This is a genomic window from Pseudomonas pergaminensis, from assembly GCF_024112395.2.
Taxonomy (GTDB): Bacteria; Pseudomonadota; Gammaproteobacteria; order Pseudomonadales; family Pseudomonadaceae; genus Aquipseudomonas; species Aquipseudomonas pergaminensis.
This window is the reverse complement of the sequence record NZ_CP078013.2, coordinates 2842852-2869063: the sequence shown is the minus strand read 5'-3', so window position 1 is coordinate 2869063 and position 26212 is coordinate 2842852. Positions and strand designations below refer to the sequence as shown.

Here is a 26212-nt window from a genome sequence, read left to right as displayed (position 1 = left end):
GACTGCCACTACAAAGGCGCCATTGTGGCACCCTGCCACCAGCGTGGACAACAGAATCCAGCACGGTAGAGCCTTTAAAGCGATTCCGGCCGCAGAATCAGCACGCCCAGTGGCGGCAGATTCAACGACAGTGACACCGGCTGTCCATGCTTGGGTTCATCCTGGGTAAACACCTCGCCCCCATTGCCGTAATTGGATCCTGCGTACATATCCGCGTCGCTGTTGATCACTTCACTCCAACGCCCACCAAACGGCACGCCGACGGCGTAACCCTCACGCGGCACCGGGGTGAAGTTGGCCACCACCAGCACAGGCTTGCCATCCTTGCTCCAGCGCAGCCAGGCATAGACGCTGTTGATCGCATCGTCGCCGATCAGCCACTGGAAGCCCTGGGGCGCATCGTCCAGCTCGTGCAGGGCCGGCTCTTCGCGGTACAAGCGATTCAAGTCGCCCACCAACTTCTGCACGCCTTTGTGTTCGGCGTACTGCAGCAGGTACCAGTCCAGTTGCTGGTCGTGGTTCCACTCGCGCCATTGGCCAAATTCGCAGCCCATGAACAGCAGTTTCTTGCCAGGGTGCATCCACATGAACGCCAGGTAGGCGCGCAAGTTGGCAAACTTCTGCCAGCGGTCGCCGGGCATCTTGTCGATCAGCGAGTGCTTGCCGTGCACCACTTCGTCGTGGGAGATGGGCAGGATGAAACGTTCGGACCAGGCATACACCAGGCCAAAGCTCAGTTCGTTGTGATGGTGGGCGCGGTAGACCGGGTCCTGCTGGATGTAATGCAGGGAATCGTGCATCCAGCCCATGTTCCATTTGTAGTTGAAGCCCAGGCCGCCCTGTTGGGTCGGCTGGCTCACGCCTGGCCAGGCCGTGGATTCTTCGGCGATCACCAACGCGCCGGGGGCTTCCAGAGCCACCACGTCGTTCAAATGGCGCAGAAAGTCGATGGCCTCCAGGTTCTCGCGGCCGCCATGGCGGTTGGGCACCCATTCGCCGGCCTTGCGCGAATAATCGCGATAGAGCATCGAGGCCACGGCATCCACGCGCAATCCGTCGATGTGGAAGTGTTTAAGCCAATGCAGCGCCGAGGCGAGCATGAAGCCGTGCACTTCGGTGCGGCCCAGGTTGTAGATCAGCGTGTCCCAATCCTGATGAAACCCTTCCAGCGGGTTGGCGTATTCGTACAGCGCAGTGCCGTCGAATTGCGCCAGGCCGTGGGTATCGGTGGGGAAATGCGCCGGTACCCAGTCGAGGATCACGCCGATATCCGCCTGGTGCAGGGCATTGACGAAATAGGCGAAATCTTCCGGCGAACCAAACCGCGCCGTCGGCGCGAATTGCGACAGTGCCTGATAGCCCCAGGAGCCGCCGAACGGATGTTCCATGATCGGCATCAGCTCGATGTGGGTGAAACCCAGTTGCTGCACATAGGGAATCAGGCGCTCGGCCAGTTCACGCCAGTTGTACTGGCGGGCCACCTCGCCCGCCTCGTCCAACTCGCATTGCCAGGAGCCCACGTGCAGCTCGTAGATCGACAGCGGCGCCGTGGTCTTTTGCTTGTCGACCCGCGATTGCATCCACGCCTGGTCTTGCCAGTCCACCTGCAATGGCTGGGCAACCTTGGACGCGGTGTCTGGCGGCAGCTGGGTGGCCAGGGCCATCGGGTCGGCCTTGAGCGGCAGGATCCCGTTGGCGCCGAGAATCTCGTACTTGTAGGCCGCACCCGGCTGCAGACGTGGGATAAAGATCTCCCACACGCCGGATGGATGGCGCAGGCGCATCGGGTGACGGCGACCGTCCCAGATATTGAAGTCGCCCACCACCGACACGCGCCGCGCATTCGGTGCCCACACGGCGAAACGCACACCCTCGATGCCATCGACACGGGTCACCTGGGCCCCCAGGCAACTGCTGAGGTCGCGGTGATTGCCTTCGGCGAACAGGTACAGGTCCATTTCCCCCAGCAACAGTTGCTGGAAGCTGTAAGGGTCTTCGGTGATCTGTTCACCGCCGGCCCACTGGATTTTCAACAGGTACGGCTGCCGGGTCTTGAACTGCCCGACAAACAACCCCGGGACCTGGCTCGCGTCCAGGCTGCCGATCGGCTCGCCGCTGTCGCGCGCCAGCACCTGGACGCTCAAGGCCTCCGGCAGGAACGCGCGGATAAACTGACCGCCGTGATCATCATCGTGCGGCCCGAGAATCGAGAACGGGTCGTGGTGCTCGGCGCGTACCAGCGCTTCGACGTCCTTGGACGCCGGCAATGCAGTCAACTTCGGTTGCAGCGGTTCTTTATTTGTAAAGCTCATGACGTCTCCCCACCGCGTGCAGTTTTCGATATAGGTGCAAGCCCGCTCAACAGTCCGTGCAACCCTTGCAGGGGCACCGGCAACCAGGTCGGGCGGTTTTCCGCTTCGTAGGCCACTTCATACGCGGCCTTCTCCAGGCTGAACAACGTCAGCGCTGCGTCCTGGCCTTTGGCATCCTGCCAGTCATGCGCCAGTGTAGACGTAGCGGACTGATAAGCCTGGATAAAGGCCTGGCGTGCTTCTTTGAGGTAACGGTCAGTCACGCGTTTGCGCGCCTGGTCCGCTTCGGGCGAATGGTCCACCCCTTGTACATTCAAAGCCATGGCTGCCGCGTAGTCGAAGGAGCGCAACACGCCGCTCACATCTTTATACGGGCTGTGCTTGCCGCGTCGTTCGTGCAGTGGGCGCGCCGGCTCACCTTCAAAGTCGATCAGGTAGGCATCGCCCTTCACCACCAGCACCTGGCCCAGGTGCAAATCACCGTGGACCCGAATACGCAACCCGCCGGCCGTGGCTTTCGCCAAGGCCTGCACATGGCTGGCGATGGCTTTTTTCTGCGCCAGCAATTCACTGACCAGCGCTTGATCCGAGGGGTTCAACTGGCTTTGATGAAGTTTGAGCAGTTGCAACGCGCGGTCCAGCTGCGCGCCGACATCCTTGGCCCAGGCCTGGGTGTCCTTGGCCGTGGTGGCTTCGGGCTTGAAGTCCTTGTTGGTGGTTTTCGCGCCGAGTACCAGGTGCATTTCACCCAGGCGTTGGCCGAGCAACCCGGCAAAATCCGCCAGCTCGCCCAAGGCGTTGTAGTGCTGCTCCTGTTCGGACATGGCTTCGGCCAGTTCGTCGCGAATCGCGCGTTCCAGGTTGTTTTGGGTCCAGCCCCAAGCGTCGCCCTGGTTGCTCAAATAGCCTTGGGCAATCATCAGCAGGTTGTCCTGGCCTCCAGCGTCGTGGCGAATCATCGAGCCCAGCAACGGCGAGATATTCGGGTAGCCGGCTTCGGTCAGGTAGGCGCTCATTTCCAGTTCCGGGTGCACGCCGGAGGCGACTTTGCGGATCAGCTTGAGCACCAGGCTCTCGCCCACCACCACCGAGCTGTTGGACTGCTCGGCCGACAGGTAGCGCACTTCGGACTCATCCGTCAGTTGCAGCTTGGCCAGGTGCGGCGTGGCGGCAAAGCGCAGTTCGCCTTCGTTGGTGTTGAGCACGGTACCCGCCTGCAAACCCTGGATGACGGCGCGGATAAAGTGTTCGAGGCTGAAGGCATCGGTTACCAACCCCACCTGACGCACTCGGCGTACACGGGCCAGGGCCAATTGCTGCGGCAAGGCGCTGGTGAACTGGTCTTCACCGAGAAAGCCAAACGGCAACTGATAACGGCTGACCTGGCCACCGGCTGTCACTTCCAGTTCGCTGAGCAAGACCGGGTGCTGCGGGTCGCCAAAGCGCACACCGTAGGCGATGCGCACACTGTCGATGGCCGTGTCCTTGCCCGCGAACCAGCGGCGCTTGGGCAGCCAGGCCGGCAGTGCGGTCTGTTCCAGGGAGGCGCGGCAAGGTTCTTCGAGCAATTCTTCCATGCGCTTTTTCAATACCAGGGTGGTGAAGTCCGGCATGCTCTGGGCCGGTTCCACATGCCAGCTGGGCATCTGGTTTTCCGGGGCGAGCACGAACCAATAAAAACCGTAAGGCGCAAGGGTCAGCAGGAAATTCAGCTGGCCGATGGGCGGGAAGGCATTCCCGCCGAGCATCTCCACCGGCACCATGCCGGCAAACGCCGACAGGTCCAGCTCGGCAGCCTGGGCGCTGCGCGACACGTTGGCGACGCAGAGGATGATCTCGTTGCGCCCGTCTTCACCGGTGAACTCACGGGTGTAGGCCAGGATGCGGCGGTTGCTCGGCGAGAGCATTTTCAGGCTGCCGCGCCCAAATGCCTTGGATTGCTTGCGCACTGCGAGCATGCGCCGGGTCCAGTTCAGCAACGAATGCGGGTCCTGGGCCTGGGTCTCGACATTCACCGACTGGTAGCCGTATTGCGGGTCCATGATCGGCGGCAACACCAGGCTGGCCGGGTCAGCGCGGGAGAAGCCGCCGTTGCGGTCGATGGACCACTGCATCGGCGTACGCACGCCGTCGCGGTCACCGAGGTAGATGTTATCGCCCATGCCGATTTCATCACCGTAATACAGGGTCGGCGTGCCAGGCATCGACAAGAGCAGGCTGTTGAGCAACTCGACACGCCGGCGATCACGCTCCATCAGCGGCGCCAGGCGGCGGCGAATGCCGAGATTGATGCGCGCGCGCCGGTCGGCGGCGTAGTAGTTCCACAGGTAGTCGCGTTCTTTGTCGGTGACCATTTCCAGGGTCAGTTCATCGTGGTTGCGCAGGAAAATCGCCCATTGGCAATTGGCGGGAATCTCCGGGGTCTGGCGCAGGATGTCGGTGATCGGGAAGCGATCTTCCTGGGCCAGGGCCATGTACATGCGCGGCATCAGCGGAAAGTGGAAGGCCATGTGGCATTCATCGCCGTCGTCGCCCTTTTTGTCACCGAAATATAACTGGGTGTCTTCCGGCCACTGGTTGGCTTCGGCCAGCAGCATGCGGTCGGGGTAATGGGCGTCGATCTCGGCACGGATCTGCTTGAGCACGTCGTGGGTCTCAGGCAGGTTTTCGTTATTGGTGCCATCACGCTCGATCAGATACGGGATGGCGTCCAGGCGCAGGCCGTCGATGCCCATGTCCAGCCAGTAACGCATCACCGACAGCACGGCTTTCATTACCTGCGGGTTGTCGAAATTGAGATCGGGCTGGTGAGCGTAGAAACGGTGCCAGAAATATTGGCCGGCGACCGGGTCCCAGGTCCAGTTGGACTTCTCGGTGTCGAGGAAGATGATGCGGGTGCCGTCGTATTTCTGGTCGTCATCCGACCACACGTAGAAGTCCCGCGCCGCCGAGCCGGGCTTGGCCTTGCGCGCCCGTTGGAACCAGGGGTGCTGGTCGGAGGTGTGGTTGATCACCAATTCGGTGATCACCCGCAGCCCGCGCTTGTGCGCCTCGGCGATGAAGCGCTTGGCGTCGGCCATGGTCCCGTAGTCGCTGTGCACGCCACGGTATTCGGCGATGTCATAGCCATCGTCGCGGCGGGGCGAGGGGTAGAACGGCAGCAACCAGATGGTGTTCACACCCAGGTCGGCGATGTAGTCGAGCTTGGCGATCAGGCCAGGGAAGTCACCGATGCCGTCGTTGTTGGAGTCGAAATAGGATTTGACGTGGACTTGATAGATCACCGCGTCCTTGTACCAGAGCGGGTCTTTGATGAACGTGGCAGCGTTGGGTTTCTTCGCCATTGGAAACTCCGGGAAAATTCGAACGGGAGAAACGCGGTCACTGTAGGAGCCGGCTTGCCGGCAATGGCGTACTTGAGCCATGCAGCGATGCCAGGGGCCTTATCGCCGGCAAGCCGGCTCCTACAGGTCCGGTTTCAAGAAGTGGTGATACGCCAGATCCCAAACGGCATCTGCGGCTCCAGCCGCGTCCACTGGCTTTTGCCATACCAGGTCCAGCGATGGCCGTTCATCAAGTCTTCGCCCTGGGTCTCGGCGTCGTCCGGCAGGCCCAACTCCCACAGTGGCAGCTCGAAATGGGCTTCTTGGGCATTGAAGGGATCAAGGTTCACTGCAACCAGGATGAAGTTGCTGCCATCCTCGCTGCGCTTGCCGAAATACAGGATGTTGTCGTTCCAGGCGTTATAGAGGGTGAGCCCCAGGTGCGTCTGCAACGCCGGGTTTTGCCGGCGAATGCGGTTGAGCTGGGCGATCTCGGCAATGATATTGCCCGGCGCGGTGAAGTCCCGAGGGCGGATCTCGTACTTCTCCGAGTCCAGGTATTCCTCTTTGCCCGGCACCGGCGCCGCTTCGCACAACTCGAACCCTGAATACATGCCCCACAGGCCTGAGCCCATGGTCGCCAGCGCGGCGCGGATCAGAAAGCCCGGACGGCCGGATTCATGCAAAAACGGCGGATTGATATCCGGCGTATTGACGAAAAAGTTCGGCCGGTAGCATTCGCGCCACGGCGATTGGTTCAGTTGCGTCAGGTATTCGCTCAGCTCGGCCTTGGTATTGCGCCAAGTGAAATAGGTGTAGCTCTGGGAATAGCCGACCTTGCCCAAGCGCGCCATCATCGCCGGCGTGGTGAATGCCTCGGCGAGGAATATCACGTCGGGGTACTTGGCGCGCACATCGCTGATCAGCCATTGCCAGAACGGCAGCGGCTTGGTGTGGGGGTTGTCGACACGAAAGGTTTTCACGCCCTCTTCCACCCAGCCCACCACGATATCGCGCAGCTCGGTCCACAGGCCCGGAATGGCGTCCGCCGCGTAAAAGTCGACGTTAACGATGTCCTGATACTTCTTCGGCGGGTTTTCCGCGTACTTAATCGTGCCGTCCGGACGCCAGTTGAACCAGCCTGGATGCTCCTTGAGCCACGGGTGGTCTTGAGAACACTGGATGGCAAAATCCAGGGCGATTTCCAGGCCATGCTCGGCGGCGGCCTGCACCAGGCGCCGAAAGTCATCGCGGCTGCCCAACTGCGGGTGGATGGCCTCATGCCCGCCCTCTTCGCTGCCAATCGCGTAGGGGCTGCCTGGATCATCGGGCCCGGCGGTCAGCGAGTTGTTCTTGCCTTTGCGGTGGCTGCGGCCGATCGGATGGATCGGTGGGAAGTACAGCACGTCAAAGCCCATGTCATGGATCATCGACAGGCGCGAGTGCACGTCATTAAAGGTGCCGTGGCGCGCGGGATCGTCGGTGATCGAGCGCGGGAACAGCTCGTACCAACTGGCAAACAGCGCCGCTTCGCGCTCCACATCGATGGGGTACACCGTGCTGATGCTTAGATAAGCGCGATGATCGGCCTGGGTCATCAAGTGTGCACTGTCTTCGTGCATGAACAGCGCGACCTGCTCGGTTTCCAGCAGGCCGGACAGTTCGTGGTGCAGCAGCATCAGGCGATCGCGCAGTTCATTGTCACTGCGCTCGGCGGCCTGCAGCACCAGGCTGCGGCCTTCCTGCAGTTCCAGGCTGACCGGCACGCCGGCCTCATGTTTTTTGCGCAGTTCGTAGCAGAAGCTGGCGAAGGTATCGATCCAGGCTTCGATGCAGTATTCGTGGGGGCCTTGCTGGGTGACGGTAAACGCACCCTCCCAGCCATTGTTGCCCACATCGGTCATCACCACGCTGTGCCAGCTTTCGTCCTGCAGCGGGCGCCAGCGGATCAGCACGGCGAGCTTGTCATGGCCGTCGGCGAACACTTTGCTGGTGACATTCACCCGTTGGCCAACCACGGCCTTGACGGCGAATTCGCCGCCGTCGATCACGGGGGTAGTGCTTTCGATCGCGATCCTGGGCAGCAACAGCGCCTGGGACAGCGGCAATATGGAGGTGTCTGGAACCTGTGTTTCAGCAGTCATCGAGCATCTTCCCCTTACGCCCTGTGGACGCTCTTTGCTTGATCCGGATTCTTCAGGCAGCCGCATTCTTCCTGAGCATGGCCGTAATAGGTCCGAGCCTGTGCCGTCGACAAAAGTTCAGGTGGATATGCCGCCATTGGGCGGGGAATCAATTTGCCCACGCGACTGTCCACCGATAGAGCAAAGCACAAAGGAGGCCACACTGATGAATATCCCGATCCCGGCTGAAACACCGGACCCGAATATCGACAACCCCACCCTGCCGCCCACCGAACCGGAGCCGATTCCGGAAAAGGAACCGCCGGAACACCAGCCGCCTCCCGTGGAGGAGCCGCCGACAACTATGCCGCCCGTGATCGTGTAACGCTCCGCTGGCGCAGGGTGCAGCGACGTCCTACAACCACGAAGTAAGACTTCCTTCGATACATGAAGAAAGTGCTTAGGGCGTCGCGAACTCGACGTTAATAATCTCGTGTGCCTGGCAACCTTGACTACACGAGCGCAATTATGTCGGTCAGCAGATCTACACCCCACGGCAGCAACATGTACCAACAAGTCGAGCAGTTCAAACACCGAGATGATCGCGGAGGAGGCAAAACAGCCGATGGGCTTCCCTCCAAGACCACTCACGAAGCATCTACGCAGCTTCTAAGGTCAAAAACCGGCTGGCATGACGTGAATGGCGACGGGAAAACCGATGTTTCCTATTCTTACCCCACCCCTGGCCCTGAAAAAGATAAAAATAAACCAGGACACCACGGTTTCTCGCCAATAACGGACCGGCAGAAAAAAATCACCCGCGAAGCGATGACGTCCTGGGAAGATGTGGCCAACGTAAAGTTCGTCGAGCGGCCATTCGACCAGCACAGCGAAGGACACATTCACTTAAAAAATGCTGAGACCTATACAGATCTAAAAGGTCGATCCTCCCATATAGACCCGAACGTTACACGCTCCCCCCAGGACCCACGCAGTACCACCCTCTATACGCCTGCCAGCACGTTCAAATCCCCTCGTCATGGCTTGGCCACCATGACCCACGAGATCGGTCATTCGCTGGGGCTGGACCATCCAGGTGACTACAACGCTAAGCACAACGCGGGTAAATGGGGTTATGCCGAAGATAGAAAGACCCATAGCATCATGAGCTACCGACACCATGGTTCCCCACCCGCAGGTCCGCAGCTGGACGATATCACTGCCGCTCAACGGCAATATGGTGCCAACTATGAAACACGCAAAGGTGATACCACCTATGGTTTCAACTCGAATGCGGATCGAGCTTACCTTAGGCTCAAGAGCGATAAAGATGAGCTAAGGGCATCCATTTGGGATGGTGGTGGTAACGACACACTGGATCTTTCCGGCTACAAGAACAGCCAAAAAATCAGCCTGGTCCCCGGCACTTTCAGCAATGTCGATGGCCGCGATAGAAACGTCTCTATCGCCCACGGCACCATTATCGAAAATGCGATAGGTGGCGAAGGCAATGACCTGATGATAGGCAATGACGCTAATAACGAGCTTAAGGGTGGCGACGGCAGAGACGTTATTTATGGCGGCAACGGCGCAGATAAGCTGTGGGGTGGAAACGGTGCCGATACTTTTGTCTACGGTAGCTCGACTGAGTCAAATAGCCTTGATGGCACTGACAAGATCATGGACTTCGAGAGCGGCAAGGACAGAATCGATGTGTCGGGTGTACGCAGTAAAATCGGTCCTGAACCCTTGCGATTCGTCGACGCTGACGATGGGGTGATGGAGGCCGGCGACGCCAGCATTTCCTATGACCCACAAGAAAATATCAGCACGCTGCGGGTCTTTGATGGAGAAGGTCCAGGGTTGGAAATTGAAGTCCATGGGCGCCTGAAACCGAGTGATATTGTGCAGTAGAACTGAACGCTACTTCTCCAACGCCCGTACGATCTTTGGCATCACACTGAACACCGCCAAGGCCAGCAACGTACTCAGTACCGCTGTCGATTCCCGGCCCAACCCGGCCGAGACCCCAATCGCAGCGGTCATCCACAAGCCGGCGGCGGTGGTCAGGCCTTTGACATGGCCTTCTTCGTCGTCCTTGCCTTTGATGATGGTGCCGGCGCCCAGGAAACCGATCCCGGCAATCACGCCTTGCACCACCCGGCTCATGGCGTCCGCCTGGTTACCAGACATCTGCGGCACCATCACAAACAGCGCGGCGCCCAACGCCACCAGCATATGAGTGCGCACCCCTGCTGCCTTGCCCTTGCTCTCGCGTTCAAACCCGAGGATGCCGCCCAGGATCGCGGCGATCAGCAAGCGCACCGTGATCTGGGTGAGCTGCCTGGCGTCGCCGATATCGGCAAACTCAGCCTGCAGGGTTTGCAACACTTCATGCCACCAGGCGTCCATGGATGCCGTCCTTTATCATTGTTGGTAAAGGATTGACAGCGGCGACCGCCAGTCAGTTGCCTGGAACCCCTACACATCGGTACGCCCTAACCTTACATAGCTCACAGATAAGGAGAACGGCATGCCCATTCGTATCGAAAACCAGCTGTGCTACTTCATGCTCGACGACAACGGGCAGGAACAGAGCGTGCCTGCGACCCGGGTCAATATCGTGACCGACACCGACAAATCCATGTCGTATGTGGAATTGGCGGCCGAGCGCATCTATATCACTGAAACCGAGGCCGACGCCCTGACCGTTGCCGGGGCCCATGATGGGCGCCAGCATGTAAAGGCCGAAGAACCTGGTTCGCTGATTTGATTGATCTGTATCAGCACGCCCGGAATAACACTGCACCTCAATAGCCACGGGGTGCAGCACATTGTCGCAGCGCCCCGCCCGCACGCCATCTGATCCGCTTTTTATCGCCATACCTGAGTCTGTTATGCAAACAGCCCCACGCGCATAGTTCATGCGCCTGATGGAGGCTGATGAGCGAACGACCATGAGCGAAAGAATCCCAACCGTGGACACCTTTGAGCCCATACACCCAAAGAAGGTGAAGGCCAAATCCAGCGACAACCTGATTCATACCCGCAGTTTCACCGGCCTGTTCCGCACCTTGCGCGTGGGCGGTGCAGGCTTTCTGTTCCTGGCGTTTTTCGGCACCGTGTGGCTGAACTGGGGCGGTCGGCAAGCAGTGCTGTGGGACCTGGCTGAAAGCAAATTCCACATCTTTGGTGCCACGTTTTGGCCCCAGGACTTCATCCTGCTGTCAGCGCTGCTGATCATTTGCGCGTTCGGCCTGTTTGCAATCACGGTGTTTGCCGGTCGCGTGTGGTGCGGCTACACCTGCCCGCAAAGCTCGTTTACCTGGCTGTTCATGTGGTGCGAGAAGGTCACCGAGGGCGAGCGCAACCAGCGCATCAAACTGCAAGCGGCGCCCTGGAGCCTGAACAAAGTGGCGCGGCGCTCGGCCAAGCACACGCTGTGGTTGGGTATCAGCGTGCTGACCGGGCTGACCTTTGTCGGCTACTTCACGCCGATCCGCCCCCTGGCCGCCGAGTTGCTGACCTGGCAAATGGGCGGCGTCAGCCTGTTCTGGATGCTGTTCTTCACCGGCGCCACCTACATCAATGCCGGCTGGTTGCGCGAAGCGGTGTGCATGCACATGTGCCCCTATGCGCGGTTCCAGAGCGTGATGTTCGACAAGGACACCCTGACCATTTCCTACGACGTGGCCCGCGGCGAACACCGTGGCCCGCGCAAACGTGAGGTCAACCCCGCCGACGTCGGCCTGGGCGATTGCATTGACTGCCAGTTGTGCGTACAGGTGTGCCCCACCGGTATCGACATCCGCGACGGCCTGCAAATGGAGTGCATCGGCTGCGCGGCGTGCATCGACGCTTGCGATTCGATCATGGACAAAATGGGCTACCCGCGTGGGTTGGTGAGCTACACCAGCGAACATCAACTGCAAGGCGGCAAGACTCACCTGCTACGGCCGCGTCTGATCGGCTACAGTGCAGTGCTGTTGGTGATGATCGCGGCCCTGGTGGTGGCCTTGGTGGAACGGCCAATGGTGTCGCTGGACGTGACCAAGGACCGTGGCATGTTCCGCGAGAACGCCCAGGGCCAGATCGAAAACATCTACAGCCTCAAGGTGATCAACAAGACCCAGCAACGCCAGGACTATCGCCTGGAGCTGGTCGACGCCGATGGCTTCCAGTTGCAAGGCAAGACCGAGATCAGCCTGGCGCCGGGAGAAATCAGCGACGTGCCGGTGTCGGTGGCGCTGCTGGCGGATAAACCGGTGAGCACTTCGCAGACCCTACGCTTCAAGGTCTCGGATGTGCGCGAGCCATGGATCTACAGCGCCGCCGATAGCCGCTTCGTGGCGCCGCTGAACCGCTGAAATCTGTCTGAATATGTGGAGATCCAAATGTGGGAGCGGGCTTGCTCCCACATTTTAATCGCTGCCAAGTCTGAAAAACTGTTAAGGCCCCCATGAAACGCTACGAAAAATTCGCCGATGACATCGCAGAACTGATCCGCACCGGCGTCCTCGGCCCCGGCCAGCGGGTGCCCTCGGTGCGCTATGCCAGCCAGACTTACGGCGTCAGCCCGTCCACGGTATTCCAGGCCTACTACCTGCTGGAGCGCCGTGGCCTGATCCGTGCGCGGCCGCGCTCCGGCTACTTCGTCAACACCCATGCGCCCAGCCCGTTTTCCGAGCCGGTGGTGAGCGAACAGGTGCATGAGTCCACCGAGGTGGATGTCAGCGAACTGGTGTTCTCGGTGCTCGACTCGATCAAGGACCCCAACACCGTGCCCTTCGGTTCGGCATTCCCCAGTCCCATGTTGTTCCCGCTGCCTCGCCTGGCGCGCTCCCTGGCCAGCGCCAGCCGAGAGATGGACCCGCGCCTGGTGGTCACCGACATGTCGCCGGGCAACCCGCAACTGCGTCGGCAAATCGCCCTGCGCTACATGGTCGGCGGGCTGATGTTGCCCATGGAGGAACTGCTGATCACCAATGGCGCCCTGGAGGCCTTGAACCTGTGCCTGCAAGCCGTCACCGAGCCGGGTGACCTGGTGGCCATCGAGGCGCCGGCGTTCTATGCCTGCCTGCAAGTACTGGAACGCCTGAAGCTCAAGGCCGTGGAAATCCCCGTGCACCCGCGCGACGGCATCGACCTCAATGCCCTGGCGCAAACCCTGGAGCGCTACCCGATCAAAGCCTGCTGGACCATGACCAGCTTCCAGAACCCGATGGGCGCGACCCTGCCGGAAGCCAAGAAACAGGCGCTGGTAGAACTGCTACGTGGCCATCAGGTGCCACTGATCGAAGACGACGTGTACGCCGAGCTGTACTACGGCCAACAGGCACCCAAGCCGGCCAAGGCCTTCGACACCGAGGGTCTGGTGATGCATTGCGGCTCCTTCGCCAAGAGCCTCGCCCCCGGCTACCGCGTGGGCTGGGTCGCGGCCGGGCGTTTTGCGCAGAAGGTCGAACGCCTGAAATTAATGACCTCGCTGTGCCCGTCCATGCCGGCCCAGGCAGCGATCGCCGATTACCTGCAGCACGGCGGCTATGACCGGCACCTGCGCAAATTGCGCTATGCCCTGGAAGAACAGCAAAGCGCCATGCTGGCCGCCATCGCGCGCTACTTCCCGGCACAGACGCGGGTGAGCCAACCGGCCGGCGGGTACTTCCTGTGGCTGGAACTGCCGGAGCAGACGGATTCATTGAAGCTGTTCCAGATGGCCTTGGCACAAGGCATCAGCATTGCGCCGGGGCCGATCTTCTCGGCGACCCAGCGCTTTCGCAACTGCATTCGCTTGAACTACGGCAGCCCGTGGACCGAGGCGTCGGAAAAGGCCATGGAGACGTTGGGGCGGATTGTGCGTTCGTTTTGAGCCAAGGGTCGCCTGCACTGGCGCCATCGCGGGCAAGCCCGGCTCCCACAGGGTACGCCTTCCATGTGGGAGTCGGGCTTGCCCGCGATGGCGTCAGTCGGTCAACGACCGCCCCCAAGGTCCAGAAACGTCCCGGTGGCATACGACGCCTTATCCGAGAGCAACCAGATAATCGCTTCCGCCACTTCATCCGGACGCCCGCCCCTGGCCATGGGGATGCCGGACTCGAGCTTGCTGACCCGGTCCGGGTCGCCGCTCAGGGCATGGAAGTCGGTGAAGATGTAGCCAGGCCGCACCGCATTGACGCGAATGCCTTCACCGGCGACTTCTTTGGACAAACCCAGGGTGAACGTATCGAGCGCCCCCTTGGACGCGGCATAGTCGACGTACTCGCCCGGCGACCCCAGGCGCGCGGCCACCGAAGACACATTGACGATGCTGCCGCCCTGCCCGCCATGCTTGGGCGACATGCGCAGCACAGCGTGCTTGGCGCATAGGATCGGCCCGAGCACATTGGTCTTCATGACTTTAAGGATGCGGAACTCGGACATCTCATCAACGCGGGACTTTTGCCCTACCGTGCCCGCATTGTTGACCAGTGCCGTGACACGGCCCAACTCGGCGTCCACACGGTTGAACAGCGTGATCACTTCATCTTCGATGCTCACGTCCGCACGCACGGCAATGGCCTGGGCGCCCAGCGCGCGCACCTGTTCCAGTACGCGATGGGCCGCCTCTTCGTCGGACTGGTAGTTGATGCAGATGCGATAGCCCTGGCGAGCGGCCAGCAATGCCGTCTCGGCGCCAATCCCACGACTGCCCCCGGTGATGATGAGGACTTTGTCCATGCGCGCGGTCTCCTGATTCAACCTGATGTTTAGGGTTGGATCCAAGAATAACCGTCACGCACGGCTTTTGTCAGGCGCTACCGCGTCTTCGGCGCGCTGGATATCCGCCATGAACCCATCCGCCGGCAGCGGATGGCCGAGCAGATAACCCTGCAAGGAGTTACACCCCAGCCGCGTGAGGAAACTCTGCTGCACATCGGTTTCCACACCTTCGGCGACAATGCGCAGCCCCAGGGCCTGGCCGAGGGCGACGATCGCGGAAACGATGGCCGCGTCGTCGCTGTCGTGTTCCAGGTCGCGCACGAAGCCTCGGTCGATCTTCAGCTCGTTGGCCGGCAAGCGCTTGAGGTACATCAGGCTGGAATACCCGGTGCCGAAGTCATCGATGGACAAGTCGACGCCCATGTCCGACAGTTGCTGCAATACCGTCATGCTTGCGTCGGCATCGCTCATGGCGGTGGTTTCGGTGATCTCCAGGGTCAGGCTGTTGGCCGGCAACTGGTGACGCTCCAGCGCTGCAGCCACACTCTTGACCAGCCCGGCGTGGCAGAACTGCAGCGCGGACAGGTTCACGGCGATGCGCCAGTCTTCGTAGCCCTGGGCGTACCACAGGCTCATCTGTCGGCATGCTTCGTTGAGGACCCATTCGCCGATGGGAATGATCAGACCGGTCTTTTCCGCCAACTCGATAAACATCCCCGGCAGCAGCACGCCCTGTTGTGGGTGCTCCCAACGCAGCAGGGCTTCGGCACCCACCGGGATCCCGCTGACCGCGTCAAACTTGGGCTGGTAGTACAGGCGGAATTGCTCCTGCTCTACCGCGTTGCGCAGGTCTTGCAACAGTTGCAATTGCTTGCGCGCATTGGTGTTCATCGACGCATCGAAAAAGCTGTAGCCGTTCTTGCCCACGCCCTTGGCGTGGTACATCGCGGCGTCGGCGTTCATCAGCAGTTCCTGGGGGTTGTTGCCATTGCCCGGGAACATGGCGATACCGACACTGGCGGAGATCTTCAGCTCATGTTCGGCCACCTGGAACGCGCGGTTGATCAGCACCACCTGGCGCTCGGCAAGGCCAAGGGCGTCATCCGGCTGGGTCAGTTGCACCAGCAATACAAACTCATCACCGCCAATGCGCGCCAGGGTGTCGTGACTGCGCAAATCTTCGCGCAGGCGCTGGCCGACTTCGCGCAGCAACTGGTCACCCATATGGTGGCCAAACGCATCGTTGACGGGCTTGAAACCGTCCAGGTCGATAAACATCAGTGCGAAACAGCCGCCCTGCTCTTTCACCGCTTGCATGGCTTGCTGAATACGGTCAGCGAGCAGCGTGCGATTGGGCAGACCGGTCAGCATGTCGTGCAGCGCCAGGTGGGTGAGTTCCTGGTTGGCTTGGGTCAGGGAATCGGCGAGCACCGCCGTGCGCGCTTCCAGGCGCGCATCAAGCAGCGAGGTCAGCAGAGCGATGGCCAACACGGCGAGGGTGGTCACCAGCACCAGGTTATCCAGGCCCTTGCCGCTCAGCCCGTTCAACGCCGCACCGCAGAAACTTTCATCGGCAAAACGCGCTGCCGCCATGCCGGTGTAGTGCATGCCGACGATGGCAAAGCCCATCACCACCGCAGCGCCGCCGCGTGCCAGACGCACGTACGGGGTATTGCGACGCAGGTTGAAAGCGATCCACAGCGCCGCGCCGCACGCCCCCACCGCGATCAGCAATGACGCGCCAAACAAGGTCGGGTCGTAGTCGATACCGGGTGTCATGCGCATCGCGGCCATGCCGGTGTAGTGCATGCACGCAATGCCAGTGCCCATGATCAGCGCGCCCAAGGCCAGTTGCCAGGCGGGCAAGCGTGGCTGGCTCACCAGCCACAAGGCAAAGCCGCTGGACAGCACTGCGATCAACAGCGACAGCGCGGTGATACCCAGGTCGAACCCCAGGGCAAACGGCAAGCGCAACGCCAGCATGCCGATGAAGTGCATGGACCACACCCCTACGCCCATCGCCATGGCGCCGCCGGTTATCCATAAATAGACAGCGCGGCCCTTGGCAGTGGCGATGCGGCCGGACAGGTCCAGCGCGGTGTAGGAAGCCAGGATCGCGACGAACAGCGAGATCACGACCAGTGAGGGTGAATAACTACCGATGAGCATGGGACTTCTCGTGCGCAACGGGCCTGAGACGCCCGTGCCAGGTGGCAAAGCGGGCGATTGTAGCGAGAATAATTCTTGCGCAGTTGATTAATTATCAGAGCGCCATTAGTGGCATTTTGACGCCAATCTACCGACTAAAGAACGCCGCGGATTGCGCGGCTATTCCGGTTTTTCTGTAGGCGTGGCTTGCCGGCGATACAGGCGCCTCGGTACTCAGAACGACCGAATTGACGCCATCGCCGGCAAGCCGGCTCCAGGCGCCTGGCCGTTGGGCATCAGTCCTTTTCGGCGATTGGGGTCTGCCCGTCCCAGCCGCCGCCCAATGCGGCGATCAGTTGCACGCTCGCCACCAGGCGCGTCTGCAGCAAGGTCAATACGGTGCGTTCGTTGCTCAGCGCCGTGGCTTGCACGGTGACCACGTCCAGGTAGGCAATCAGGCCGGCCTTGTACTGGTTCTGGGTCAGGCGCAGCGACTCACGCGCGGCCTCCAGCGCTTCGTTGCTGACCACCGCCTCGTCCTCCAGCACCTTGAGCTGCACCATGTAGTTTTCCACTTCACGGAAACCGTCCAGCACGGTCTGGCGGTACTTGGCCACCGTCTCGTCATAGGAGGCCACGGTACGGTCGACTTCCGCCGAGCGCTGGCCGCCATCGAACAGGGTCATGGCCAGCTTCGGCCCCACCGACCAGAAGCGGTTCGGCAGGCTGATCCAGTCGGCGTAGGTGCTGCTGGAATAACCCCCGGCCAGGCTCAGGCTCAGGTCCGGGTAGTAGGCAGCCTTCGCCACGCCGATATTGGCGTTGGCAGCGATCACCGAGCGTTCCGCCGAGGCGATGTCCGGACGGCGCTCCAGCAGCTGCGAGGGCAGGCTCACCGGGATCTGCGGCAACGCGGGGATGTCCTTGCTCACCGCCAGGTTGAAGTTGGCCGGTGCCTCGCCGATCAACACCGCAATCGCGTTTTCCAGTTGGGCGCGCTGCCAGATCAGGTCGATCAGGCTGGCCTGGGTGGTCTTCAGCTGGGTTTGCGCCTGGGCCACCGCGTCCTTGCCGGAAACCCCGGCACGGTATTGGTTTTCGGTCATTTGCAGGGAACGCTGGTAGGTCTCCAGCGTGGCTTGCAGCAAGCGCGTCTGTTCGTCCATGACGCGCAGTTGCAGGTAGCTTTGCACCAACTCCGACTGTTGGCTCAGGCGCATCGCCGCCAGGTCCGCCGAGCTGGCTTCGGCGCTGGCCTCATTGGCTTCGAGGCCTCGGCGCAACTTGCCCCAGATGTCGGCTTCCCAGCTCACGCCCAACTGCGCATTGAGGGTGTCGCGGATACCGCTGCTGGAACTGCTGAGGCTGGCGTTACTGCTGCCGGTGCCCTGGCTGGCGCGGGTTTTCCCGACGCTCAGGTCGACGGTGGGGTAAAACGCCCCGCGTGAACTGCGCACCAAGGCCTGGGCCTGGCGAAAACGCGCTTCGGCCTGGGCCACGGTCTGGTTGGAGGTGTTCAGGCGCGTTACCAGGTCGTTGAGTTGGCGGTCGCCGTATAATTCCCACCAGGCGCCACGGGCCAGGGAGTCGCTGGGGGTGGCCTGGCGCCAGCCCTGGGCTTCCTTGAATTGCGCCGGCTCGATGACTTCTGGCCGGTGGTAGTCCGGGCCAACGGCGCAGGCGCTGAGCAACAACGCCAACCCCACTGTAGGTGCGAACTTGCTCGCGAAGGTCGTCAACGATAACGCGCCCAGCCGGGAGGTACGCGGTGCCTGGGCGTTTATCGCCGGCAAGCCGGCTCCTACAGGAGAATGCGGTACGCCGGGCGTCGTTGAATCGCGCGGACGTGGTGCATTGGCGTGAGTTGAATCGGTCATAGCGCAGTGTCCAGGGCAGCATCGGTACGCACGCCGCGCCATTTGTTGAAGCGATGGCGCGCGCGGTCGAGATAGAGGTAGACCACCGGGGTGGTGTAAAGGGTCAGGATCTGGCTGAACACCAGGCCGCCGATAATCGTCAGGCCCAGGGGGCGGCGCATTTCCGCGCCGTCGCCCGCGCCCAGCAGCAACGGCAAGGCGCCGAGGATCGCCGCCAGGGTGGTCATCAGGATCGGGCGCAAGCGCAACAGGCAGGCGCTGCGGATCGATTCCAGCGGGCCCAGGCCGTCGTTGCGCTCCAACTGCAACGCCAGGTCGATCATCAGGATCGCGTTCTTCTTCACCACCCCGATCAACAGGAACAGGCCCAGCAAGGAGATCAGGCTGAACTCGCCCCCCGTCAGGTAGATGGCGAGCATGGCGCCGACCCCCGCCGAAGGCAGGGTCGAGAGGATCGTCAGCGGGTGAATGTAGCTTTCATACAAGATGCCGAGCACCAAGTACACCGCCACCAGCGCGCCCAGGATCATGAACGGCTGGCCCTTCTGCGTGGCCGCGAAGGCATCGGCGGTGCCGGCCATCTTGGCGATCACGTCCTCCGGCAAGCCAACCTTGGCAATCGCCCGCTCGATGGCGGCCGTGCCCTGCTCCACCGTCACACCGGGCGCCATGTCGAAGGCGATGTTTTCCGAAGCGAACTGGCCTTCGTGGCTCACGCGGTCGTCGGCCAGGCTGTTCTCATAATGAGCGATGGTCGACAACGGCACCCGCGCACCCTCGGCAGTGATCACCTGCATCTGGTTGAGGGTAATCGGGTCCTGGGCGTACTTGGGATTGACCTCCATCACCACCTGGTACTGGTTGAGGCTGTCGTAGATGGTCGAAATCTGCCGCTGGCTGTAGGCGTTGTTGAGCACCGCCGTGACCATGTCCATGTCGATGCCCAGGCGCTTGGCCTGGTCGCGGTCGACCACCAGCGTGACTTGCGCCGCGCCCCGGCCCTCGCGGGCGTCGATGGCGGTCAGCTCCGGCAGTTCACGCAAGGCCGCCACGACTTTGGGGTACCACAGGCGCAGTGCCGCCAGATCGCCGCTTTGCAGGATGTAGGAGTACTGCGCGCTGGTCTGGTCGCGGCTGCCGCCAAATTGCAGGTCCTGGTCGGCCATCAGGAACAGCCGACCGCCCGGTACGAGCGGCACGTCCTTGCGCAGGCGCTCGATCACCGCCTGGGCAGAAATCTTGCGCTCACTGATGGGCTTGAGGCGTACCAGCATCACCGCGTTGTTGGTGCCGTTGTTGCCGCCGATAAAACCGGCCACGCTGAGCACCGCCGGGTCCTTGAGCACCGCCTTGCGGAAGGTTTCCATCTTCGGCTGCATCACACTGAACGACAGGCCGTCGTCACCGCGTACAAAACCGATCAACTGGCCGGTGTCCTGCTGCGGCATGAAGGTCTTTGGCACCACCACGTACAGCGCCACATTCATGCCGATGGTCAGCAACAGGCTGAGCAGGGTCAGCCGACGATGGCGCAACACCCAGTCCAGGCTGGTGGCGTAGCCGGCGACCATGCGGTCGTTGATCTTCTGGCTCCAGCGCTGCAGACCGGTCATCTGGGTTTTGACATGGGGCTTGAGCCAACGCGCGCAGAGCATCGGGGTGAGGGTCAGCGAGACAATCAGCGACACAATGATCGCGGCCGACAGGGTGATGGAAAACTCGCGGAACAGGTTGGTGACAATCCCGCCCATGAACAGGATGGACAGGAACACCGCCACCAGCGACACGTTCATCGACAGCAAGGTAAAGCCGACTTCCTGGGCGCCCAGGTACGCGGCCTTCATCGGGGGCACGCCTTCGTCGATGTGCCGGGAGATGTTTTCCAGCACCACGATGGCATCGTCCACCACCAGGCCGGTGGCCAGGATCAAGGCCATCAGCGAAAAGTTGTTCAGCGAGAACCCGTACAGGTACATCACCGCAAAGGTGCCGACCAGCGACACCGGCACCGCCAGGGTCGGGATCAGCGAGGCGCGGAAGTTACCGAGGAACAGGTACACCACCAGGATCACCAGGCCCACGGCGATCAGCAGGGTCATCTCGGCTTCGTGCAAGGTCGCGGTGATCACCGGCGAGCGGTCCATGGCCAGGCTCAGCTTGACGCTGGACGGCAGCACCGCCTGCAACGCCGGCAACTGCGCCTTGATCTGCCGGACGGTCTCGATGATGTTGGCGCCGGACTGGCGGTTGATCACCAGCAAGACCGCCGAATCATTGTTGAAGAAGCCGCTGTTGTAACGGTCTTCCACGCCGTCACTGATCTTGGCCACGTCGCCCAGGCGCAGGGCCGCGCCGTTCTGGTAGCGGATCAGTAACGGCTCGTAGTCCTTGGCCTTTTCCAACTGGTCATTGGCCTGTATCTGCCAGTTGCGCTGGCTGTCTTCCAGGGAGCCTTTGGGCCGGCGCTGGTTGGCGTTGGCAATGGTGTTACGCACGTCGTCGAGGGCCACGCCGTACTGGTCGAGGGCCTTGGGTTCCAGTTCGATGCGCACCGCTGGCAGGGAGCTGCCGCCGATCTGCACCTCGCCCACACCGGGCACTTGCGAGAGGCTTTGCGACAGAATGGTCGAGGCCAGGTCGTACAGCTGGCCCTTTTGCAGCACGTCCGAGGTCAGCGACAGCACCATGATCGGCGCCTGGGACGGGTTGATCTTTTTGTAGGTGGGCATGCTGCGCATACCGCTGGGCAACAGGTTGCGCGAGGCGTTGATCGCCGCCTGCACTTCCCGCGCCGCGCCGTTGATATCGCGGTCGGAATCGAACGCGAGGATCACTCGGGTCGAGCCCTGGCTCGACGAACTGCTCATGGTGGTGATGCCGGCAATCGCGCCAAACGAGCGCTCCAGCGGCGTGGCCACGGTAGACGCCATCACCTCGGGGCTGGCGCCGGGCAAGCTGGCCGACACCACGATCACCGGGAAGTCGATCTGCGGCAGCGGCGACACCGGCAGCAGGTTGAAGCTGACACCGCCCAGCAAGAGGATCGCCAGGCTCAGCAGCATGGTCGCGACCGGCCGGCGAATGAAAGGTCCGGACAGGTTCATGACTCAACCGGCTCCAGGCTTTGCGGCTCTTTGCGCCAGCGGCGGCCAAGGCGATCGAAATACAGGTAGATCACCGGTGTGGTGAACAGCGTCAACACCTGGCTCACCAGCAGGCCACCGACCATCACCAGGCCCAGCGGCTGACGCAATTCCGCGCCGGAACCGGTGGCCAGCATCAACGGCACCGCGCCGAACAACGCCGCCAGGGTGGTCATCAGGATCGGCCGGAACCGCAACAGCGCCGCCTGGTAGATGGCGGTCTGCGGGTCGAGGCCCTGGTTGCGCTCGGCGTCGAGGGCGAAGTCGATCATCATGATCGCGTTCTTCTTGACGATACCGATCAGCAGAATGATGCCGATGATCGCGATCATGCCCAGGTCATTGCCACTGAGCAGCAAGGCCAGCAAGGCTCCCACCGCTGCCGACGGCAAGGTCGAGAGAATGGTGATCGGGTGGATATAGCTCTCGTAGAGCACGCCGAGCACGATGTACATGGTGACCACCGCCGCCAGGATCAGCAGCAAGGTGCTCGACAGCGACGCTTCGAACGCCTGGGCCGCGCCCTGGAACTGGGTCTGCACGCCCACCGGCATGCCGATGTCTTTCTGGGTCTGGTTGATCAGCTCCACGCCTTTGCCCAGCGCAACGCCGGGCGCCAGGTTGAATGACATCATCACTGCCGGGAACTGGCCGATATGCGCAATCGCCAACTGGGCCTGGCGCTGCTCAACATGGGCCAGGCTGGACAGGCGCACCTGGCCGCCGTCGGTGGTCTTCACGTGGATCTGGTTCAGTGCCTCCGGGCCAAGGGTTTCGCCGGACTGAGCCTGCAACACCACGCGGTACTGGCTGGCCTGGGTGTAGATGGTGGAAATCTGCCGCTGGCCGAAGGCGTCATACAGCGCGTCGGTGATGGTCGATACGCTGACGCCCAGGCGCGAGGCGGCATCGCGGTCGATCACCAGGTACACCTGCAGGCCTTTGTCCTGCAGGTCGCTGGCGACGTCGGTAAGTTCGGGCAACTGGCTCAGCGCGTGGACCAGTTTTTCGCTCCACAGCGCCAACAGCTCGGCGTCCGGCGACGACATGCTGAACTGGTACTGGGTGCGGCTGACGCGGTCTTCGATGGTCAGGTCCTGCACCGGCTGCATGAACAGACGGATGCCCACCAGCTTGTCGATTTCCGGTTGCAGGCGGGTGATCACCTGGGCGGCGCTTAGGTCGCGCTGGCCGTGGGCCTTGAGGTTGATCAGCAGGCGCCCGCTGTTGAGGGTGGCGTTGTCGCCGTCCACACCAATATAGGACGACAGGCTTTCCACGGCAGGATCGGCCAGGATGATCTTGGCCAACTGTTGCTGGCGCTGACTCATGGCCGCGAAGGAAATCGACTGCGGCGCTTCGGAAATGCCCTGGATCACGCCGGTGTCCTGCACCGGGAAGAAGCCCTTGGGCACCACCAGGTAGAGGAATACGGTCAGGCCCAGAGTAGCGATGGCCACCAACAGGGTCAGCGGCTGGTGCTTGAGCACCCACTGCAGCATGCTGCCGTAACGTGCGATCAACCAATCGATCCAGGCGCCACTGGCCTTGTAGAAGCGGCTCTGCTCTTGCTCCTTGGGTTCACGCTTGAGCAAGCGCGCGCACATCATCGGCGTGAGGGTCAGGGACACCACCAGGGAAATCAGGATCGCCACTGCCAGGGTGATGGCGAATTCGCGGAACAGGCGCCCCACTACGTCGGCCATGAACAACAGCGGAATCAGTACCGCGATCAGCGACAAGGTCAGGGAAATCAGGGTGAAGCCGATCTGCTTGGCGCCCTTGAGCGCGGCGGCCAACGGGGTCTCGCCTTCCTCGATATAACGGGAGATGTTCTCCAGCATCACGATGGCGTCGTCCACCACGAAGCCAGTGGCGATGGTCAGGGCCATCAGCGTCAGGTTGTTGATGGAGAAACCGGCCAGGTACATCACGCCAAAGGTGCCCACCAGCGACAGCGGCACGGCGATGGACGGGATAATCGTGGCGCTGACCCGGCGCAGGAACAGGAACGTCACCATCACCACCAGGGCAATGGCGATGAGCAATTCGTGCTGAACGTCTTTCACCGAGGCGCGGATAGTCTGGGTGCGGTCGGTGAGCACCGTCACGTCGAGGCCGGCCGGCAGGTTATCGGTGATGCTCGGCAACAGCGCCTTGATGCGGTCCACCACCTCGATCACGTTGGCCCCCGGCTGGCGCTGGATGTTCAGCAGCACGGCCTGGTTTTCATTGGCCCAGGCGGCAAGGCGTTCGTTTTCGGCGCCGTCGACGATCTGTGCCACGTCCTTGAGGCGCAGCGGCGCGCCATTGTTGTAGGCCAGGATCAACTCGGCGTATTGCTGGGGCGACACTAACTGGTCGTTAGCGTCGAGCATCGACACGCGGGTGGGGCCGTCGAAGTTGCCCTTGGGCTGGTTGACGTTGGAGGCGGCGATCAGGGTGCGCACGTCCGACAGGTTCAGGCCGTTGGCCGCCAGGGCCTCGGGGTTGACCTTGATGCGCACGGCCTGGCGCTGGCCGCCGGCGATGCTGACCATGCCGACGCCGCTGATTTGCGCGATTTTCTGCGCCATGCGCGTGTCGACCAGGTCGTTGAGCTTGGGCAGCAGCATGGTCTTGGAGGTGATCGCCAGGGTCAGCACCGGGGTATCGGCCGGGTTGACCTTGTTGTACACCGGCGGTGCCGGCAAATCCTTGGGCAACAGGTTGGTGGCGGCGTTGATCGCGGCCTGCACCTGTTGCTCGGCGACATCCATATTGATGTCGAGGTTGAATCGCAGGGTCAGCACCGACGCACCGCCGGAGCTGGTGGACGCCATTTGCGTGAGGCCGGGCATTTGCCCGAACTGGCGTTCCAGGGGCGCGGTGACCGCACTGGTCATCACGTCCGGGCTGGCGCCGGGGTACAGCGTCATTACCCGGATGGTCGGGTAATCCACCTGGGGCAAGGCCGACACCGGCAACAAGCGGTACGCGATGATGCCGGCCAGCACAATGGCCAGCATGCTCAGCGTGGTGGCGACCGGGCGAAGGATAAACAGCCGCGACAGGTTCATGAACCGACCTTTTGCGCCTTGCCGGCGGTGGTGCCGGTCTCCCCTTTAGCCGCAGGCTTGCCTTGCAGGTGTTCGGTCGGGGTGGTCGGTACTTCGCTGCTGTCGTTGACCACTTCGATCTCGCTGCCGTCCTTGAGGCGGTCGGTGCCTTCCAGCACCACGCGGTCGCCGGCCTTGAGGCCTTCTTTGATCACGGTGTTGTCGCCATCGGTGTCACCCACCACGAGGGGCTGCACCTTGACCTTCTTGTCGCCGTCCAGCACGTAGACAAAGGTGCCGGTGTTGCCGAACTGGATCGCCGCCGACGGCGCCAGCACCACGTTGTGCAGGGTGTCGGCCAGCAGGTGCACATTGACGAACTGGTTGGGGAACAGCGCCTGGTCCTTGTTATCAAAACGCGCCTTGAATTTCAGGGTACCGGTTGTCACGTCGATCTGGTTGTCCAGGCTCTGCAGCACGCCGGTAGCCTGCTGCTTCACGTCGCCACGGTCCCAGGCTTCCACGGGCAGCTTGTTGCCAGCGTGGTAGCGGGCGAGCACGGTTTCCAGGGTGTTCTCCGGCAAGGTGAAGGCCACGCTGATTGGCTGGGTCTGGGTGATCACGGCGAGGAACGTGGTGTCGTTGGCTGCCACCAGGTTGCCCACGTCTACTTGGCGCAGGCCGACGCGGCCACTGATCGGCGCGCGGATCTTGGTGAATTCAAGGTTGAGCTTGGCGTCATCCACCGCGCCCTGATTGGTCTTGACCGTGCCCTGGTACTGCAAGACCAGTGCTTCGGCGGTGTCCAGGGTCTGCTTGGCGATACTGTCCTGGGCATACAGGTCGCGATAACGCTGGACATCGACCTGGGCGTTCTTCAGCTGGGCCTGGTTCTGCATCAGCGTGCCCTGGGCCTGGAGCAAGGCGTTCTGGTAGCTGCGCGGGTCGATCTCGGCGAGCAGGTCGCCGGCCTTGACCATCTGGCCTTCTTCAAAGGCGATCTTTACCAGCTCACCGCCCACCCGGCTGCGCACATTGATGGTGTTGAGCGCTGTCACTGTCCCCAGCGCCTTGTAGTACACCGGGAATTCCCCCAGTACCGCCGGGGCCACGCGCACTGGCACCGGGCCCGTGGAGCCACCAAAGCCCGGGCGCATCATCCCCGACTTGCCAGCATGCCCGGCGGGCTTCTGCTCAGTGCCATCCTTGTGGCTGCCGGGCCAGAATTTCCAGCACAGGCCGGCGATAACCAGCAGCACGAGCAGGCCGAACAGCCAGCGGCGGGACTTACGGGGGGAGGATTGCATGGATTGATCAACCATTGGGCGCGAGAGCTTCTTCTTTGGGAGGCTGAAAGATAAGCACTGGGGCGCATTAAGAAAAGCGCCTTTACCGGCTATTTACCTTGGGCTTACAACTTTTAACTTCTGACCTTAGTTCATCGGCTATTTCGCTAAGCCGCTGACCGACAAATAAAAACGGCCTGGACTAGGCCAGGCCGCAATCATGCATCAAGCGTGTTACTGCAAAACGACAGTAACGTACCGAA

15 protein-coding genes are annotated in these 26212 nt (G+C 61.8%); 5 read left to right on the top strand and 10 right to left on the bottom strand.

Annotated elements, in window-relative coordinates:
• Positions 1-74 precede the first annotated feature (74 nt).
• From glgB to KUA23_RS13005, 3 genes are all read right to left on the bottom strand, one after another.
• On the bottom strand, positions 75-2312 hold the full coding sequence (gene glgB, locus KUA23_RS13015; protein WP_252994079.1) for a 1,4-alpha-glucan branching protein GlgB: 2238 nt from the start codon (positions 2310-2312) through the stop codon (positions 75-77).
• On the bottom strand, positions 2309-5656 hold the full coding sequence (gene treS, locus KUA23_RS13010; RefSeq protein ID WP_252994078.1) for a maltose alpha-D-glucosyltransferase: 3348 nt from the start codon (positions 5654-5656) through the stop codon (positions 2309-2311). Before treS ends, glgB begins: the two co-directional genes overlap by 4 nt.
• A gap of 134 nt (positions 5657-5790) precedes the next feature.
• Positions 5791-7779, bottom strand: coding sequence for an alpha-1,4-glucan--maltose-1-phosphate maltosyltransferase (locus tag KUA23_RS13005; protein WP_099492719.1), 1989 nt, complete (start codon positions 7777-7779; stop codon positions 5791-5793).
• A gap of 205 nt (positions 7780-7984) precedes the next feature.
• Between KUA23_RS13005 and KUA23_RS13000 the strand changes: the two genes are divergently transcribed.
• Both KUA23_RS13000 and KUA23_RS12995 read left to right on the top strand, forming a co-directional pair.
• Positions 7985-8143: a hypothetical protein gene (locus KUA23_RS13000; protein ID WP_170856115.1), complete on the top strand. Its 159-nt coding sequence runs from the start codon at positions 7985-7987 to the stop codon at positions 8141-8143.
• Between the two features lie 179 nt (positions 8144-8322).
• Positions 8323-9672 (top strand): M10 family metallopeptidase C-terminal domain-containing protein, encoded by a 1350-nt coding sequence (locus tag KUA23_RS12995; protein WP_346356403.1) that lies wholly within the window; start codon positions 8323-8325, stop codon positions 9670-9672.
• A 9-nt stretch (positions 9673-9681) separates the two neighbouring features.
• Here KUA23_RS12995 and KUA23_RS12990 read toward each other — a convergent pair whose 3' ends face one another.
• Entirely contained in the window at positions 9682-10170 is a 489-nt protein-coding gene (locus KUA23_RS12990; RefSeq protein WP_252994076.1) for an MgtC/SapB family protein, read from the bottom strand.
• A gap of 121 nt (positions 10171-10291) precedes the next feature.
• Between KUA23_RS12990 and KUA23_RS12985 the strand changes: the two genes are divergently transcribed.
• From KUA23_RS12985 to mapR, 3 genes are all read left to right on the top strand, one after another.
• A complete protein-coding gene (locus tag KUA23_RS12985) occupies positions 10292-10531 on the top strand; it encodes a DUF3203 family protein (protein WP_078048182.1) in 240 nt (79 codons plus the stop codon).
• Positions 10532-10715: 184 nt separating this feature from the next.
• On the top strand, positions 10716-12125 hold the full coding sequence (gene ccoG / locus KUA23_RS12980) for a cytochrome c oxidase accessory protein CcoG (protein ID WP_252994075.1): 1410 nt from the start codon (positions 10716-10718) through the stop codon (positions 12123-12125).
• 92 nt (positions 12126-12217) lie between these two features.
• Positions 12218-13627, top strand: a complete 1410-nt coding sequence (gene mapR / locus KUA23_RS12975; RefSeq protein WP_078048180.1) for a GntR family transcriptional regulator MpaR — start codon at positions 12218-12220, stop codon at positions 13625-13627.
• Positions 13628-13728: 101 nt separating this feature from the next.
• Here the strand turns inward: mapR and KUA23_RS12970 are convergent, their stop codons facing one another.
• The 6 genes from KUA23_RS12970 to KUA23_RS12945 form a co-directional block, all read right to left on the bottom strand.
• Positions 13729-14475, bottom strand: coding sequence for an SDR family oxidoreductase (locus KUA23_RS12970; RefSeq protein WP_078048179.1), 747 nt, complete (start codon positions 14473-14475; stop codon positions 13729-13731).
• A gap of 54 nt (positions 14476-14529) precedes the next feature.
• Positions 14530-16626: a putative bifunctional diguanylate cyclase/phosphodiesterase gene (locus KUA23_RS12965; RefSeq protein ID WP_100490899.1), complete on the bottom strand. Its 2097-nt coding sequence runs from the start codon at positions 16624-16626 to the stop codon at positions 14530-14532.
• A gap of 275 nt (positions 16627-16901) precedes the next feature.
• Positions 16902-18482, bottom strand: coding sequence for an efflux transporter outer membrane subunit (locus tag KUA23_RS12960; RefSeq protein WP_252994074.1), 1581 nt, complete (start codon positions 18480-18482; stop codon positions 16902-16904).
• Positions 18479-21586, bottom strand: coding sequence for an efflux RND transporter permease subunit (locus KUA23_RS12955; RefSeq protein ID WP_252994073.1), 3108 nt, complete (start codon positions 21584-21586; stop codon positions 18479-18481). Before KUA23_RS12955 ends, KUA23_RS12960 begins: the two co-directional genes overlap by 4 nt.
• Complete coding sequence (locus KUA23_RS12950; RefSeq protein ID WP_078048176.1) at positions 21583-24684, bottom strand: MdtB/MuxB family multidrug efflux RND transporter permease subunit; 3102 nt, start codon at positions 24682-24684, stop codon at positions 21583-21585. Before KUA23_RS12950 ends, KUA23_RS12955 begins: the two co-directional genes overlap by 4 nt.
• Positions 24681-25985 (bottom strand): MdtA/MuxA family multidrug efflux RND transporter periplasmic adaptor subunit, encoded by a 1305-nt coding sequence (locus KUA23_RS12945; RefSeq protein WP_034104732.1) that lies wholly within the window; start codon positions 25983-25985, stop codon positions 24681-24683. The genes KUA23_RS12950 and KUA23_RS12945 overlap by 4 nt, the downstream gene beginning before the upstream one ends.
• Positions 25986-26212: the final 227 nt, after the last annotated feature.